Here is a 15,273-nt window from a genome sequence, read left to right on the forward strand (position 1 = left end):
GTCACTACGCGGGCCCGGCGCCGCTGTCGATCTGCTGGGCGAGGTACTGCGCCGTACCGACCCGCTCCATCGCGTCGATCTGGCTCTCGAACCAGTCCGCGTGCCGCTCCTCGTCGAGCACCATCTGCTCGAAGACCGCCGCGGTGCCGTGGTCACCGAGGTCGTGGCACTCCTTGGCGGAGGCGTTGAACTGGGCGACGGCGGCGCGCTCGCTCTCGAGCGCGAGACGGAGCATCTCCTCGGGGGTCTCCCCCACCTGGATGTTGTTCAGCCGCTGCACGTTGGGGTGGCCGTCGAAGAGCAGGATGCGGTTGATGATGTCGTCCGCGTCCTTCATCTCGTCGATCGACAGGTCGTAGTAGACCTTGCCGAGACGAGGAAAGCCCCAGTTGTCGAGCATGCGTGCATGCAGGAAGTAGGTGTTGGTGACGGTGAGCTCGAAGGTGAGCGCGTCATTGAGCATTTCTACGACTCTGGGACTAGCTGGCTGCAACTTCGACCTCCATGGCGGGTGCGGATACACCCCCATGCTGGCACAGGACACGCTTGACGGAGAAAACACAGTTGCCGCACTGCTGACCCGCTCCGGTGGCCTTGCAGACCTGGGACACCGTGCGTGCGCCGGCCTCGATCGCCTCGGTGACGGCCCGCTCGCCGACCACGGCGCAGTGGCAGAAGATCACGGGTCGGCCTCCAGGAGGATCGGGAGAGTCAGGCGTCGGTGCCATAGGTAAGGCTTGCCTTAGTCTTGCACGGCCCTCGCGATAGTGGCTAGGGGATCTGCGGGATCGGTCCGGAAAGCGGACTCCCGGACTTACGTCGGGACCACCTCGCGAGGTAGTAACTTGACCGACCGGTTGGTAGAGTTACTGGGTGCGCCCGAGCAACCGCGATGCCATCGTCGAGGCCGCCCACCGCGTGGCGGCGCGGCAGGGCGGCGCCGACTACTCCTTCGAGTCCACGGCCGCGGAGGCCGGCCTGACCAAGGCCGGGGTGCTCTACCACTTCCCGGCGCGGGAGGACCTGGTGCTCGCGGTGGTGGAGTACGTCGCGCGCACCTGGGAAGAGGCGATGCTCGAGGCCCTCGGACGTCCGCTGGCCGGGTCCACCCCCGCCCAGCGGATCCGCGCGTACGTCGAGGTCGCGGCCGGCGACGACGTCTCCCGCGGCGACTTCGCGATCTACGCCGATGCGCTCTGCCGGCCACAGCACGTGGGCCCGTGGAACGAGGTGTTCTCCCGCTGGTTCGACCTCGAAGGCTGCACCCCCACCGAGCGCGCGCGGCTCTCCTGCGCGAGGTTCGCCGCCGACGGACTGTGGGTGGCCAAGGCCACCGAGACGATGCCGCCCGACCCCGAGGAGCACGCCGCCCTGGTGGCCCAGCTGCTCGCCCTGACCGAACCGGCCTCCTGATGAACAAGTGGATCCTGCTGCTGATCGCCATCCTCTCCGAGGTGGCCGGGACGCTGGCACTGCGCGCGGCACTGGACCAGCCGGCCTGGTTCGCGCTGGTCGCCGTCGGCTACCTGGTGGCCTTCTGGCTGCTGAGCAGGGTGCTCGTCGCCGGGATGCCCGTGGGAGTCGCCTACGGGATCTGGGCCGCCACCGGCGTCGCCCTGACCGCGGTGCTGGCCACCGTGCTGTTCTCCGACCCGTTCACCACCCCGATCGGCCTGGGCATCGTCCTGGTCGTGCTCGGCGTACTGCTCGTGGAGACCGGCTCGCGCGAGCACCCCTCCCCCGCCGCCGGAGACTCGCGATGACGTGGGTCTACCTGGTCTCGGCCATCCTGCTCGAGGTCGGCGGCACGCTCTCGCTGCGCCAGTCCGAGGGTCTGCGCAAGCGAGGGTGGGCCGCGGCGACGGTGGTCGGGTACGTGTCCGCGATCTGGCTGCTGTGGCTGACCCTCGACTCGGGGATGGCTGTCGGAGTGGCCTACGGGATCTGGGCCGCGACCGGCGTCGCCCTGACCGCCCTCGCCGGGCGCTTCCTGTTCAAGGACCCACTCACGCCGCGGATGCTCCTGGGGATCGTTGCGATCGCCGGCGGAGTCCTGCTGATCGAGCTCGGCGCGATGCACTGACCGTCCTGGATCGAGGCCGTTCCGCACCGCGCCGGTGATTGCTAGCGTGACGGGCACGTCTCGTCCCGGGCCCCGGAGGTCAGCGATGTCCGCGCGCGAACAGCAACAGCCCGACACCGAGCCGGAGCCGCGCTGGCGTCTCCTCGGGCCCGGCCTGGTGGTCGCGGCAACCGGCGTCGGCGCCGCGGACCTGGTCGCCACGCTCGTCGCCGGGAGCAAGTACGGCTACGCGCTGCTGTGGGCCGCCGTGCTCGGGTGCCTGTTGAAGGTCGTGCTCGTCGAGGGCGCCGGCAGGTTCAGCCTGGCCACCGGCAAGACGATCTACGAGGGTTGGACCAGCCTGGGCCGCTGGACGCACTTCTACTTCGGTCCCTACATCGTGATCTGGGGCGTCGTCTACGGCGCGGCCGCGATGGCCGGGACGGGCCTGGCGCTGGCGGCGCTGTTCCCGGTGCTCGGAGTGAAGGCCTGGGGCATCGCGTCGGGCGTGATCGGGCTCGTGCTCGTGTGGTCGGGTCGCTACGGGATCTTCGAGAAGGTCCTCGGCGCCATGGTGCTCCTGATGTTCGTCTCGATGGTGGGCGCGGCCGCGATCACGCTGCCCAACATCCCCGAGCTGCTCACCGGGCTGGTGCCGACCATCCCCGACGGCGCGATCCTCAACGTCCTCAGCGTCGCAGGAGGTGTCGGCGGGACGATCACGCTGGCGGCGTACGGCTACTGGCTGCGGGAGAAGGGCTGGATCACCCCGCGGCACATGCGCGTGATGCGGATCGACAACTCGGTGGCGTATCTGGTCACCGGACTGTTCGTCGTCGCCACCCTGATCGTGGGCGCCGAGCTGCTGTACTCCGCCAGGATCGCGGTCTCCACCGGCGACAAGGGCATGCTCGACCTCTCCAACGTGCTCGAGGACCGTTACGGCGCGGCCGCCGGGACGGTGTTCCTCGTCGGGTTCTGGGCGGCGGCGATGAGCTCGCTGGTCGGCGTCTGGAACGGCGTCAGCCTGATGTTCGCCGACTTCGTGGGTCACGTGCGCGGCCTCGGGCCCGACCACCCCGACAGCCGCGCCGGAGGCAAGTACTACAAGGCCTACGTCCTGTGGCTCACGGTGCCGCCGATCATCTTGATCTTCCTGGGCCAGCCCGTCTACCTGATCCTCGCCTACGGCGTCCTCGGTGCGTTCTTCATGCCGTTCCTGTCAGTGACGCTGCTCTGGATCCTCAACACCGACCGCGTCCCGGGCCAGTGGCGCAACAAGCTGCCCAGCAACATCGCCATGGTCCTGTGCACCCTCACCTTCGGAGCCCTCGCACTGAACGAGATCCGCAAGGCCCTGCTCCTGCTGTAGCCGCTGCCTTGCGTACGGCGGCGCAACCACTAGGTGGTCGAGCAGCGAGCGGAGCGAGCGGACAGTCGAGATCACGTCAGGTGGGCCGGGAGCCAGACGTACGACGGCAAGGCGGCCCCCACTCGGACGTCCGACGGCGCACACGACCCCACGGTGGTCGAGCAGCGAACGCAGTGAGCGGACAGCCGAGACCACACACGTGACCGGGGAGCCAGACGTACGACGGCACGAAGGCCCCCACTCGGACCTACGACGGCGCACATGACCCCATGGTGGTCGAGCAGCGAACGCAGTGAGCGGACAGTCGAGACCACGTCAGGTGGGCCGGAGCCAGACGTACGACGGCACGAAGGCCGGCACTCGGACGTACGACGGGGCACATGACCCCAAGGTGGTCGAGCAGCGAACGCAGTGAGCGGATAGTCGAGACCACACAGGCGACCCGGGAGCCAGACGTACGACGGCACGAGAGCGGCCACTCGGACCTACGACGGGGCACACGACCCCAAGGTGGTCGAGCAGCGAACGCAGTGAGCGGATAGTCGAGACCACTCAGGCGAGGCAGCAGGCAGACGCAAGCCGCGCAGAGGGCGGAGTCAGAAGAAGTGCGGTGGCGCGTCTGGCTGTGGCGGCGGTCGATCTCTACTGACATCAACCGTCCCGTGGTGGTCGCGCAGGAACTGGAGCCCGTGCGGGCTGGTCCACAAGAACGTCCCGGGCTCCAACGTCGTGTAGCCCCAAGTGGAGTGCGTCTTCAACCGATGATGCTTGCGGCACATCGGCGCGATGTTGCAACTGCAGGTGGTCCCGCCCCGGTCCATGAGGAACGCAGTGCTCGGAGTCGCACTTCCGCGCCGACCGGGTGCACCACGGGAACACGCAGGCGTGGTCGCGCAGCTGGGTCTGCTCAGCGAGCCGGTCCGGGACCTCGTAGGCGTTCACACCGATGTGGTCGTTGAGATCGATCACCGGCTTCACGGTCACCGCCGTGTCGGGGTTGGCGCACCAGGTGCGGACCTGCTCGGCGGTGACACCGGTGCGGGTGTTCTCGATCCGGGCGAGGTGGAGGCCGTCCTCGCCGCGGATGGCGGCGTCGGAGAGGTGGATGTAGAGGATCACTTGGCGGGGCTTGGGTCGCCGGGTGTCCTTGCCTTTCGTGGTCTCGACTATCCGCTCGCTTCGCTCGCTGCTCGACCGCCTAGTGGCTGAGTCCGCCTGAGTGGTCGACTCCTGCTCCGTGGCTGAGTCCCCCGCCCGAGCCGGGTCGCTCTCGGACACCAGGTCGAAAGCCAGCTGCCTGCGGGCGAGCTCACCGGCGGCCATCGCGCGGCGGACATCCAGGGACTCCGTAGCTCCGCACAGCGCCAACTGCTCGGCACCCTGGGCGAGGGCGGCGTCGAAGTCGAGGGCGTCGCCGAGGTCGAGCTCACCCTCCACGCGGGTGGTGCCGTTGAAGGAGACCTGGTCGTGGTGGAAGGTCACGTGGCGGCCGTCGGCCGACTTCTCGGCCCGCTCGACCGCGAGGTCGGGCATGAACCGGTCCACCGCTTCCGCAATCAGTCGTTCCAGGGCGGCGAAGCCGATCTTGTGCGCGAACGGCGCCACCTGGGCGTCCACGAACCTCGCCGCCTCCAGCGACAGCGCGAGGGTGGCTTCGGCGACGCGGCGGGCCCGCCAGACCGGGAGTGCTCCGGTCTGGATCCGCGCCCACAATCTGGGGAGGCGGTACTTCAGCTCCAGCCCGTGCGCGATCAGCGCCTTGCCGGCGTCGGTCGCCTTCCCGATCGCGGCGGCGAACTCCGCGATGGCGAACTCCGCCACCAGCGGAGCACCCGGCCCAGCCAACAGCAGGCCGGTCTCGCCGCCGCCGATCCAGGTGGCTGCTTCGTGGATCGACTCCGGCGGGTGTTGCTCAGCCCAGCGCACTGCGGCGGTCAGCACATCGGCCTCCGCACGGTCCGCATCGGCGCGCCGTTGCCGCGCGAACGACAGCACGTCGGAGGCCCTGTCGAGCTCCTCGATGCTGGTCGCGGCGGTTGCTGTCATGGATCAATCCAAGCACCGGGCACTGACAGTTTCGGGCGTGAATCCCCTTGTTTTACGGGGGATCAGGGAAATAGTTGGAGAACTTTTCGTCACGCTGCCCTGCGTTGGCGCGGACCTTTGCGGGGCTCAGGTCTGCTTGTCGGCTCGCCCGGTGTGGTCTCGACTATCCGCTCGTCTCGACTGACCACTCGCTGACGCTCGCTGCTCGACGCAAGGCTTCGCTCGCTGCTCGACCACCATGGGGGTCGCGGGCCACCGTCGTACGTCTGGGCGCCCTAGCCCGCGTACGTCTGCCTTCCCGGCTCGCCCGGTGTGGTCTCGACTATCCGCTCGCTCCGCTCGCTGCTCGACCACCTCGTGGGTCGCGGGCCCCCGTGCCTGGGTCGCGTGCCTCGGCGTACCCCGGGCCCACCACCCGGCGTGCTTCTGCCTCCCGACCCACCCAGCGTGGTCTCGACTGACCACTCGCTTCGCTCGCTGCTCGACCACCTTGGGTCGCGAGACCACCTCGGGCCGCGTGTCCCCGCTCAGCCTTCTACGACGATGACGTGGAGCTGGCGGGGGCCGTGGACGCCTTCTACTCGGTCGAGCTCGATGTCGCTGGTGGCCGAGGGGCCGCTGATCCAGGTGAGGGGGCGGGAGGGGTCAAGGAGGGCTACGGCGTCGGGGACGTCGGCGACGACCTGGTCTGCTCGGACGATGCAGACGTGGCGGTCGGGGACGAGGGTGATCGCGCGGCGGCCCTGGCCGGGGCCGTGGTCGAGGACGATGGTCCCGGTCTCGGCGATGCCGACCCGGGCCTCGGTGACGACCGCGTCGATCCTGTCGAGCTGAAGGGCGGTGAGCCCGGCGTCCACGGTGGCGCCGGGGACCTCGACTCCCAACCCCTCGGGTACGACGACCGAGCAACCCTCCACCGCCGCCAGGACCCGGTCGGTCAGCTCGGCGGCGGTGCAGCTCTCGACCACGGCGAGGTAGTCCGCGACCCGCTCCGCGAACAGCTCCACCGAGCCGTCGACCCGGGTCCGGGGAGGACGCTCGTACGGGACCGCCACCGCGGACGCCGTGGCCGCGCGGACCCGGCCCAGGATCTCGTCGCGAGCACTGCTGCCGCCAAAGGACTCACTCATCACGCCCTCCGTCCGTGCGTCGCCACCAGGCCCGGAACGACTCCGGCGGCCCCTTCGGCACGTCCCGCGCGCCGCTCCACGGGGCCACGATCGGGACCCTCCGGGCGAGGCCGGTGCCGAACCTGACGAAGCGCTCGGCGAAGCCCAGCCGCTTCGCGGACGCGAACGTCGCCGCGGCCCCCTTCATCGCCACCGCCTCCGGCTTCGGCGGCCGCTGGCCGCGGTGGGCGTCGACGACCTGGGCGCGCAGGTCGACCAGCACCGACGGGATGTCGATCTTGACCGGGCACACCTCGTAGCAGGCGCCGCACAGCGAGGAGGCATACGGCAGCGAGTCGACCTGGTCATTGGTTCCGGGGCCGCGCATCAGCGGGTTGAGGATCGCGCCGATCGGGCCCGGGTAGACCGAGCCGTAGGCGTGTCCCCCGACCCGCTCGTAGACCGGGCACACGTTCAGGCACGCCGAGCACCGGATGCACCGCAGCGCCTGGCGTCCCATCTCGTCGGCGAGCGCGCGGGTGCGGCCGTTGTCGACGAGTACGACGTGCACCTCCTGCGGGCCGTCGCCGGGGGTCACACCGCTCCACGTGGAGGTGTACGGGTTCATCCGCTCGCCGGTCGAGGAGCGCGGCAGCAGGCGCAGGAACACGTCGAGGTCGGCCCAGGTCGGCACCAGCTTCTCGATGCCCACCACCGAGACGAGCACCTCGGGCAGCGTCAGGCACATCCGGCCGTTGCCCTCGGACTCCACCACCACCAGCGTCCCGGTCTCGGCCACCGCGAAGTTCGCACCCGAGATCGCGACCTTGGCGCGCAGGAACTTCTCGCGCAGGTGCAGCCGCGCGGCCGCTGCCAGTTCCTTCGGCTCGTCGGTCAGGTCAGGGGGCGGGGGCCTCCCGACCGAGGCCATCTGGTCCAGGAAGATCTGCCGGATCTCCGCCCGGTTGCGGTGGATCGCGGGCACCAGGATGTGCGAGGGCAGGTCGTCGCCGAGCTGGACGATCAGCTCGGCCAGGTCGGTCTCCCAGGCCGCGATCCCCTCCGCGGCCAGCGCCTCGTTGAGGCCGATCTCCATGGTGGCCATCGACTTGACCTTGACCACTTCGTCGACGCCGTGCGACTTCGCGACCCCGGCGACGATCCGGCAGGCCTCGGCGGCGTCGCGGGCCCAGTGCACGACTGCTCCGTTGGCCGTCAGGGTGGCCTCGAGCTCGACGAGGTGGTCCTCGAGCTCAGCCAGGGTGGCGTCCTTGATCGCGGCACCTGCGGTACGCAGGTCCTCCCAGTCCGGGAGCTCGCCGACCACCCGGGCGCGCTTGCCCCGGATCGTGCTGGTGGCGTGCGCGAGGTTGTGCCGCAGCTGGGTGTCGGCGAGGGCGAGCTTCGCGGCCTCGGGGAAGACCGGCATCCCGACGAAGGTGGCAGTCATCAGTTCGTCCCCTCGGTCGCGGCCAGGACCTCGGCCAGGTGCATCGTCCGGACCCCGCCCCGCTGCCGCGAGAGCAGGCCACCGATGTGGGTCAGGCAGGAGTTGTCGCCGGCGACCAGCACCTCGGCCCTGGTCTCCCGCACGTGACGGGCCTTGTCCGACCCCATCGCCACGGAGGTGTCGGCGTTCTTCATCGCGAACGTGCCGCCGAAGCCGCAGCACTCCTCCGCCGCGGGCAGGTCCACCAGCCGCAGTCCGCGCACCTTCTCCAGAAGCATCCGCGGCCGGTCGCCGACGCCGAGCATCCGGAGCGAGTGGCACGTCGGGTGGTAGGTCACCGTGTGCGGGAACGCCGCGCCCACGTCGGTCACCCCGAGGAAGTCGACGAGGAACTCGCTGAGCTCGAAGACCCGGGGCGCCGTCTCGGTGACGGCCTCGACCAGCGCAGGATCCCCGGAGCGGCGCGCCACGATCTGGTGCTGGTGCCGAGCCGATCCCGCGCACGAGCCCGAGGGAGTGACGATGGCGTCGTACCCGGAGAACGCCTCCACGAAGGACCGCAGCGCGGGCACGGCCTCGTCGACGTACCCCGTGTTCACGAACGGCTGGCCGCAGCACGTCTGCGCCGTCGGGAACTCGACGTCGACGCCGAGCCGGCGCAGCAACGTCACCATCGCCTTGCCGGTGTCGGGGAACATCGCATCGTTGATGCAGGTCACCTGAAGCGCAACTCGCACGCCGCTCAACTCCGCTCGGGCCCGGGGTCGCCCGGTGAGCGGGCATCCGTCCCTTGCGACTGTACGTCGGACAGGGGGCCCCCGTCAGTGCTCAGACGGTGGCTGATTCCGGCGTGCTGCTGGCGATCTCCTCGGCCAGGAGCTGCAGCTGCCTGACGCCCTCGGTGGACTCCCGCTCCAGGGTGGCCAGATCGGCGGCCCCGGGCAGCTGCCCGTCGAGCGCGCGCTGCTCCAGGTCCGCGCAGCAGGCGGCCAACCGCTCCAGGCCGACGTTGCCCGCCCCGCCACGCAGGGCGTGCGCCACCCGGCTCACCTCCACCGGGTCCGCGGCCGACACTGCCGCCTTCAGCTCCTGGCGGGCGCCCTCTGCCCGGTCGCCGAAGCGGTCCACGATCTGGAGCAGGAGCGGGACGTCCGCGCTGCCGGAGTCGAGCAGGTCGGTGAGCCGTCCCTCGTCGAGCACGGGAAGGTCGGCCGGCTCGGGCCTCGGCGCCGCGGACCCACGTGGTGGCCGCACCGGCTGCTCGACGGGCTCCCCCACCCATCGCGACAGGGTTTCCTCCAGCACGGTCCGGTCCACCGGCTTGAGCAGGAAGTCGTCCATCCCCGCGCTGAGGCAGCGCTGCCGCTCGTCCTCGCCGGCCCCCGCGGTCATCGCGATCACCGGGATCCGCGGGCCGATCGACTGCATCGCGCGGATGGCGTGCGTGGCGTCGTACCCGTTCATCACCGGCATCTGGCAGTCCATCAGGATCGCGTCGAAGCCCCGCGGGTCCTCGGCGAACTCCGCGACCCCGGCGGCGCCGTTGTCGGCCAGCACCACCTCGTAGCCGATCCGCTGCAGCACACCCTCGGCCACCAGCTGGTTGACCGGGTTGTCCTCGACGACCAGGATCCGTCCGCGTCCGCGGACGACCGGTACGGGGGCGGGTGCCGGCCGGTCGTCCTCGGCGTCGAGGCGACCACCGAGGTGCGCGAGCGCGTTCAGCAGCTGGGCCGGCAGCACGGGCTTGCTCAGGAACCTGTCGATCCCGGCCTCGGCGAGGAAGTCCCCGTGGGGCTCCATCGCCGAGGACAGCAGGGCGAGCCGGGTCCCGTCGTGCCGGCTGTCCGCGCGCACCATCCGGGCCAGCTGCTCCCCGTCGACCCCGGGCATCATGTAGTCGAGCAGCACCACGTCGTGGGGCATGCCCCTGTTCGCGGCGGCGTCGAGCCGCACCATCGCGTCGTACGCCGACCCGGCGACCTCGACGTGGACGCCCCAGGAGGTCAGCTTCTCCTCGAGGATGAACCTGTTCGTCTGGTTGTCGTCGACCACGAGCACCCGCAGGTCCGCGACCGCGTTCTCGCGGACCGCATCGCGGCCGGGCCCGTCGTGCAGCGGCGACGCCAGCTCGACGTCGAACCAGAACGTGCTGCCCTCACCGGGCACGCTGTCCACGCCGATCTCGCCGCCCATCGCGGTGACGATCCGCTTGCTGATCGCCAGGCCGAGGCCGGTGCCGCCGTACTGGCGAGTGGTGGAGCTGTCGGCCTGGGTGAACGCCTCGAAGAGCCGGCTCTCCACCTCGGGGGCGATGCCCACGCCGGTGTCGTGGACCTCGACGCGCAGCCGCGTCCCGGACGTGCCGGGCTCGGCGGTCGCCCGGATCAGCACCTCGCCCACGGAGGTGAACTTGACCGCGTTCGAGGCCAGGTTGGTGATCACCTGGCCGAAGCGGACGGGATCGCCGCGGACCTGGTCGGGCACGTCGGCGGCGCTCGAGATCACCAGCTCGAGGTGCTTCTCGCGGGCCCGGTCGGCGACCAGGGCAGCGCTCTGCTCGATGACCACGCGGGGGTCGAAGTCGACCGCCTCGAGGTCGAGCCGCCCGGCCTCGATCTTGGAGAGGTCGAGGATGTCGTTGACGATCGCGAGCAGGGTGCGACCCGCCTGGTCCACGCCGTTGGCGAGGCGGCGCTGGTGCGGGTTGAGATCGGTGGAGCTGAGCAGCTCCCCGAGTCCGATCACACCGTTGAGCGGGGTGCGGATCTCGTGGCTCATCGTGGCCAGGAACTCCGACTTCGCCTTGGACGCACGCAGGGCCTGGTCGCGCGCTGCGGCGAGCTCGGCCGCGCCCCACTCCCGCTCGGCCACGTGTGCCAGCAGGCTCAGGATCTGGTCGAAGACGTCGAGGTCGGAGGCCGCCGGCAGAGTCGGCCCCCTGGTGTCGGAGACCAGCACGCACGCCAACCGGTTGCCGGCGATGACCGGCCCGCCGATGAGCACGTTCCCCTGTGGGCCGTGCCGTCGTACGACGCGCCGCGACCGCGCGACCTCGTCGGCGAGGTCGCGTGCGAAGACCCGATCGCGCTCGCTGGTCTGCTCCCAGTCGAGCTCGATGTGCGCGATCTCGCCGCTGCCGGGCCCGCGCGGGACCCCGACGACGACGGCGGGCCACTGGGCGTAGGGCCGCACGATCTCCTCGGCCGCGACCAGCACCTCCTGCAGGGTGCTGGCCTCGTTGGCGGCCCGGCCCATCACGCTGAGGAACGCCATCGCGTTCTCGATGGACTTGGTGGCGGTGATGTCCTGGACGGTGCCGTCGATGCGGACCACCCTCCCGGTGCGGTCGCGCGCGGCGATCCCCCGGCCGCGGACCCACACCGGCGCGGACCCTGCCTGGGGCAGGAACCGGTAGTCCACGACGCACGGAGCCTCGCTGTCCGGCCCGTCCAGCGGCCCCGCCTCCATCCAGCGGCGGACGGCGGTGGTCAGCGGCTCGAGGTCGTCGCGGTGCACGTGGTCGAGGAACGAGTCCACACCCGGCTCGAAGCCGGGATCGGCGCGATGGACCCGGAACGCCTCGTCGCACCACGTGATCCGGTGCGCCGCCAGGTCCCAGGTCCAGCTGCCGAGGCCCGCGATTCGTTGCGCCTCGGCGAACTGCACCGTCCTGCGCTCCAGGTCCCCGGCCGCAGCGCGGTCGCTGACCCGGTGCAGCCAGCCGTGGAACGCACCGGCGCCGTCGCGGACCGGCCGACTCGCGACACCGACCTCCACGGGACCGTCAGGACCACGCAGGGTGCACTCCACCTCGGCACCCTCCGCTCCAGCACCCGACGCCAGACGCTCGAGGTGGGCTCCGAAGGTGGCACCCGGGTCGCCCAGGACGTCGTACACCGAGCGGCCGAGCATCTGCTGGCGCTCGGTCCCGAGCATCCGGGCCATCGCCTCGTTGGCGAACGTGGTGCGTCCCTGCTCGTCGAGGACCCACAGCGCGTCCGGGCACGCGTCCAGGATCCAGTCGGACACCGATCCTGGGGACGCGGGCGCGCCGGAGCCGTCGGGGACCATGCCTCATAGTTCATCAGATACCGACAAACCGCTGGAAATCGCCCAGATAGTGATCGTCCCTGCGGCGGCTCAGTCCTGCGCGGGGGCGGTGCTCCCGCCCAGCGGCATCGGGTCGAGGCCGAGCTTGCGGTGGTCCCAGGAGCGCGTGCGGGTCACGTCGAAGCGCACTGCGACGCGCTTGTGCAGCATCGCCTCCACGAACGGCTTCAGGTCGTCGGTGTAGGGGCCGTGGTAGCGCTCCCAGACGCTGACGCCCACCTCCCACAGGGCCTCGGGGTCGTCGAGGACCTCCGCAGTCCCCTCGAACGAGACGCCCCGGAGGGTGTCGTAGGTGAGGCCGTCCTCGATCAGCACGGTCGCGCGGGGGTCGCGACGGAGGTTCACCGCCTTCTGCGCCTTGGACTTGGTCTCGAACCAGAGGACGTCGTCGATCACGGCGAACCACATCGCCACCACGTGGGGCTGTCCGCTGGCGCCGATCGTGGCGAGGTTCGCGGTGCGCCGTGAGGCGACGAACTCGCTGATCTCCTCGGGCGTCATCTCGATCTGGGAACGCTGGTTGATGCCCATGCACTACTCCAAGGGTGAAGAGGGGAGGCCCAAGGTACGACGTGGCGCCGCGCCCGCTCCCCCGGGCTCGCTGGGCAGACCGGTTCCGCGCCCGGCGACTGGCCCACGTCGGGACCAGGGGAACATCGCGCCGTGTCGATGACTTGGGACAGGGAGTGGAGAACACCCGACGACTCGAGGAGAACTGCGTGAGCCAGAACGTTGCAGCACCGTCCGGAACCTTCCAGCTCGGGGGTGACCTGCCCGTCGTACGCCTCGGCTACGGCACCATGCAGCTCCCCGGCAAGGGTGTGTGGGGACCGCCGCGCGACCACGACGAGGCGATCCGGGTGCTGCGCCGCGCGGTCGAGCTCGGGATCACCTTCTTCGACACCGCCGACTCCTACGGCCCCTACGTCGCCGAGGACCTGCTCCGCGAGGCGCTGCACCCCTACGCCGACGACGTCGTGATCGCGACCAAGGCAGGGCTGACCCGTCAGGGCCCCGACGTGTGGACCCCGCTCGGCAAGCCGGCGTACCTGCGCCAGGAGGTCGAGATGAGCCTGCGCCGTCTCGACGTCGAGCGGATCGACCTGTTCCAGCTGCACCGCATCGACGCGGACTACCCCGTGGCCGACCAGGTCGGTGAGCTCAAGGCGCTCCAGGACGAGGGCAAGATCCGGCACATCGGCCTCTCCGAGGTCGGCGTGGAGGAGCTGAAGGAGGCCCAGAAGACCGCTGAGATCGTCTCGGTGCAGAACCTCTACAACCTCGCCAAGCGCGACGCCGAGGAGCTGCTCGACCACTGCACCCGGGAGAACATCGGGTTCATCCCGTGGTTCCCGCTGGCCACCGGCGAGCTCTCCAAGGAGGACGGCCCGCTGGCCGACGCAGCGAAGGAGCACGACGCGACGCCGTCGCAGCTCGCGCTGGCCTGGCTGCTCAAGCGGTCGCCGGTGATGCTGCCGATCCCCGGCACCTCCAGCGTCGACCACCTCGAGTCCAACACCGCAGCCGCGGCCATCGACCTCAGCGACGAGGAGTTCGAGGCGATCGGCAAGGCCGCGGCCTGATGCGGTACTCGCGCCTGGGTCGCTCCGGCCTCGAGGTCTCGGCGGTCACGCTCGGCTGCATGAGCTGGGGCGACCCGGTGCGCGGCGGTCACTCATGGGTCAAGGACGAGGAGTTCGCGCGGCAGACGATCAAGGCCGCGCTCGAGTCCGGGATCAACTTCTTCGACACCGCCAACGTGTACTCCGCGGGCACGAGCGAGGAGTACACCGGCCGGGCGCTGTGGGAGTACGCCGCCCGCGAAGACGTCGTACTGGCCACGAAGGTGCACGGCCGGATGCGGCCGGGGCCCAACGGCGCCGGCCTGTCGCGCAAGGCGATCCTGCACGAGATCGACGCCAGCCTGACCCGGCTCGGCACCGACTACGTCGACCTCTACCAGATCCACCGCTGGGACCCCGGGACGCCGATCGAGGAGACGATGGAGGCGCTGCACGACGTCGTGAAGTCGGGCAGGGCCCGCTACCTCGGCGCCTCCTCGATGTACGCCTGGCAGTTCGCAAAGGCCCAGGAGGTCGCGCGGGCGAACGGGTGGACGCCGTTCGTCTCGATGCAGGACCACTACAACCTGATCTACCGCGAGGAGGAGCGGGAGATGCACCCGCTCTGCGTCGACCAGGGGGTCGGGGTGATCCCGTGGAGCCCGCTGGCACGCGGGCGGCTGACCCGGCCGTGGGATGCCTCCACCACGCGCGCGGAGACCGATGAGTTCGGCTCCTCCCTCTACCGCGACGAGGACGCCGCCATCGTCGCGAAGGTGCTCGAGGTCGCCGACCGGCGCGGGGTCTCCCCCGCCCAGGTGGCCCTGGCGTGGGTGCTGGCACAGCCGGCCGTGACCTCCCCGATCGTGGGCGTCACCCGGTCCGAGCACCTCGAGGACGCCGTCCGTGCGGTCGACCTGGAGCTGGACGACGACGAGCTCGAGGAGCTGTCCGTGGGCTACGTACCGCACGCGATCGCGGGACACCAGTAGGTCGTTCCAGCGTTTTCCGGTGCACCCTTTGTCCGGATAGGTAGGGTCGGCGGCCAGATCGGTGACCGCCTCCGCGGTCGCCGTACGGACACTCCCTCGGAGACGCTGAGTTGATCTCACTTACCTACCTGAGCACCGCCACCGCGCCGTACGACGACGACGCCCTCACCGACCTGCTGCTCACCTCGCGCACGAACAACCACGCCGCCGAGCTGACCGGCATGCTGCTCTACGCCGGCGGCCACTTCATCCAGACCCTGGAGGGGTCCGAGGACGTCGTGGACGCGACCTTCGCCCGCATCGAGCAGGACCCCCGGCACCGCGACGTGTTCATCGCGCTGCGCGAGGCGGTCCCCGAACGCACCTTCCCCGACTGGTCCATGGGCTTCGAGACCCTGAGCCCGGAGGAGGCCGCGGAACTGCCGGGGTTCAACGACTACCTCGACGGGAGGTCGATGTCGAAGGAGCAGGGCCGTGACCTCGGCCGCGCAGGCATCTTCCACCGGGTGTTCCGCGACCGGATGCGCTGAGCCGCCTTCCGGTTCCCCCAGGCCGTCGATCGGGTTG

General features: G+C 70.4%; 15 protein-coding genes. 7 read left to right on the forward strand and 8 right to left on the reverse strand.

Features of this window, described 5'->3' with window-relative positions; all coding sequences use genetic code 11:
* Window positions 1–4: 4 nt before the first annotated feature.
* Both bfr and AC4BGC_RS13585 read right to left on the reverse strand, forming a co-directional pair.
* Window positions 5–529, reverse strand: coding sequence for a bacterioferritin (gene bfr / locus AC4BGC_RS13580; protein ID WP_490547879.1), 525 nt, complete (start codon window positions 527–529; stop codon window positions 5–7).
* Window positions 480–728, reverse strand: a complete 249-nt coding sequence (locus AC4BGC_RS13585; RefSeq protein ID WP_490556250.1) for a (2Fe-2S)-binding protein — start codon at window positions 726–728, stop codon at window positions 480–482. The genes bfr and AC4BGC_RS13585 overlap by 50 nt, the downstream gene beginning before the upstream one ends.
* 145 nt (window positions 729–873) lie before the next feature.
* Between AC4BGC_RS13585 and AC4BGC_RS13590 the strand changes: the two genes are divergently transcribed.
* The 4 genes from AC4BGC_RS13590 (at window position 874) to AC4BGC_RS13605 (ending at window position 3,434) form a co-directional block, all read left to right on the forward strand.
* Window positions 874–1,413 (forward strand): TetR/AcrR family transcriptional regulator, encoded by a 540-nt coding sequence (locus AC4BGC_RS13590; protein ID WP_490556251.1) that lies wholly within the window; start codon window positions 874–876, stop codon window positions 1,411–1,413.
* The gene (locus AC4BGC_RS13595) at window positions 1,413–1,763 is read left to right on the forward strand and encodes a DMT family transporter (protein ID WP_490547876.1); all 351 of its coding nucleotides are present in this window, start codon (window positions 1,413–1,415) and stop codon (window positions 1,761–1,763) included. The genes AC4BGC_RS13590 and AC4BGC_RS13595 overlap by 1 nt, the downstream gene beginning before the upstream one ends.
* Window positions 1,760–2,083, forward strand: a complete 324-nt coding sequence (locus AC4BGC_RS13600) for a DMT family transporter (protein WP_490556252.1) — start codon at window positions 1,760–1,762, stop codon at window positions 2,081–2,083. The genes AC4BGC_RS13595 and AC4BGC_RS13600 overlap by 4 nt, the downstream gene beginning before the upstream one ends.
* A gap of 85 nt (window positions 2,084–2,168) precedes the next feature.
* Complete coding sequence (locus AC4BGC_RS13605) at window positions 2,169–3,434, forward strand: Nramp family divalent metal transporter (RefSeq protein ID WP_490556253.1); 1,266 nt, start codon at window positions 2,169–2,171, stop codon at window positions 3,432–3,434.
* 651 nt (window positions 3,435–4,085) lie between these two features.
* Here the strand turns inward: AC4BGC_RS13605 and AC4BGC_RS13610 are convergent.
* From AC4BGC_RS13610 to AC4BGC_RS13635, 6 genes are all read right to left on the reverse strand, one after another.
* Window positions 4,086–5,480, reverse strand: a complete 1,395-nt coding sequence (locus AC4BGC_RS13610) for a 13E12 repeat family protein (protein ID WP_490556254.1) — start codon at window positions 5,478–5,480, stop codon at window positions 4,086–4,088.
* 527 nt (window positions 5,481–6,007) lie between these two features.
* Entirely contained in the window at window positions 6,008–6,610 is a 603-nt protein-coding gene (locus AC4BGC_RS13615; RefSeq protein ID WP_490556255.1) for a LutC/YkgG family protein, read from the reverse strand.
* Window positions 6,603–8,039 (reverse strand): lactate utilization protein B, encoded by a 1,437-nt coding sequence (locus AC4BGC_RS13620; RefSeq protein WP_490556256.1) that lies wholly within the window; start codon window positions 8,037–8,039, stop codon window positions 6,603–6,605. The genes AC4BGC_RS13615 and AC4BGC_RS13620 overlap by 8 nt, the downstream gene beginning before the upstream one ends.
* The gene (locus AC4BGC_RS13625) at window positions 8,039–8,776 is read right to left on the reverse strand and encodes a (Fe-S)-binding protein (protein WP_490547870.1); all 738 of its coding nucleotides are present in this window, start codon (window positions 8,774–8,776) and stop codon (window positions 8,039–8,041) included. The genes AC4BGC_RS13620 and AC4BGC_RS13625 overlap by 1 nt, the downstream gene beginning before the upstream one ends.
* Window positions 8,777–8,867: 91 nt before the next feature.
* Window positions 8,868–12,071: a response regulator gene (locus tag AC4BGC_RS13630; RefSeq protein ID WP_490556257.1), complete on the reverse strand. Its 3,204-nt coding sequence runs from the start codon at window positions 12,069–12,071 to the stop codon at window positions 8,868–8,870.
* A 111-nt stretch (window positions 12,072–12,182) separates the two neighbouring features.
* Window positions 12,183–12,683, reverse strand: coding sequence for a pyridoxamine 5'-phosphate oxidase family protein (locus AC4BGC_RS13635; RefSeq protein ID WP_490556258.1), 501 nt, complete (start codon window positions 12,681–12,683; stop codon window positions 12,183–12,185).
* 188 nt (window positions 12,684–12,871) lie between these two features.
* On the opposite strand from AC4BGC_RS13635, the gene AC4BGC_RS13640 reads away from it, so the two are divergent.
* From AC4BGC_RS13640 to AC4BGC_RS13650, 3 genes are all read left to right on the forward strand, one after another.
* Window positions 12,872–13,735, forward strand: coding sequence for an aldo/keto reductase (locus tag AC4BGC_RS13640; RefSeq protein ID WP_490556259.1), 864 nt, complete (start codon window positions 12,872–12,874; stop codon window positions 13,733–13,735).
* Window positions 13,735–14,706: an aldo/keto reductase gene (locus tag AC4BGC_RS13645; RefSeq protein WP_490556260.1), complete on the forward strand. Its 972-nt coding sequence runs from the start codon at window positions 13,735–13,737 to the stop codon at window positions 14,704–14,706. The genes AC4BGC_RS13640 and AC4BGC_RS13645 overlap by 1 nt, the downstream gene beginning before the upstream one ends.
* A gap of 110 nt (window positions 14,707–14,816) precedes the next feature.
* The gene (locus AC4BGC_RS13650) at window positions 14,817–15,236 is read left to right on the forward strand and encodes a BLUF domain-containing protein (RefSeq protein ID WP_490556261.1); all 420 of its coding nucleotides are present in this window, start codon (window positions 14,817–14,819) and stop codon (window positions 15,234–15,236) included.
* The last annotated feature ends 37 nt before the right edge of the window (window positions 15,237–15,273 follow it).

This window comes from Nocardioides sp. Z38_18, from assembly GCF_058215695.1.

What these genes read in the sequence shown, in the direction of transcription:
- bfr (WP_490547879.1), bottom strand. Translation starts at nt 529, where the DNA reads ATGGGGGTGTATCCGCACCCGCCATGGAGGTCGAAGTTGCAGCCAGCT.
- AC4BGC_RS13585 (WP_490556250.1), bottom strand. Translation starts at nt 728, where the DNA reads ATGGCACCGACGCCTGACTCTCCCGATCCTCCTGGAGGCCGACCCGTG.
- AC4BGC_RS13595 (WP_490547876.1), top strand. Translation starts at nt 1,413, where the DNA reads ATGAACAAGTGGATCCTGCTGCTGATCGCCATCCTCTCCGAGGTGGCC.
- AC4BGC_RS13600 (WP_490556252.1), top strand. Translation starts at nt 1,760, where the DNA reads ATGACGTGGGTCTACCTGGTCTCGGCCATCCTGCTCGAGGTCGGCGGC.
- AC4BGC_RS13605 (WP_490556253.1), top strand. Translation starts at nt 2,169, where the DNA reads ATGTCCGCGCGCGAACAGCAACAGCCCGACACCGAGCCGGAGCCGCGC.
- AC4BGC_RS13610 (WP_490556254.1), bottom strand. Translation starts at nt 5,480, where the DNA reads ATGACAGCAACCGCCGCGACCAGCATCGAGGAGCTCGACAGGGCCTCC.
- AC4BGC_RS13615 (WP_490556255.1), bottom strand. Translation starts at nt 6,610, where the DNA reads ATGAGTGAGTCCTTTGGCGGCAGCAGTGCTCGCGACGAGATCCTGGGC.
- AC4BGC_RS13620 (WP_490556256.1), bottom strand. Translation starts at nt 8,039, where the DNA reads ATGACTGCCACCTTCGTCGGGATGCCGGTCTTCCCCGAGGCCGCGAAG.
- AC4BGC_RS13635 (WP_490556258.1), bottom strand. Translation starts at nt 12,683, where the DNA reads ATGGGCATCAACCAGCGTTCCCAGATCGAGATGACGCCCGAGGAGATC.
- AC4BGC_RS13645 (WP_490556260.1), top strand. Translation starts at nt 13,735, where the DNA reads ATGCGGTACTCGCGCCTGGGTCGCTCCGGCCTCGAGGTCTCGGCGGTC.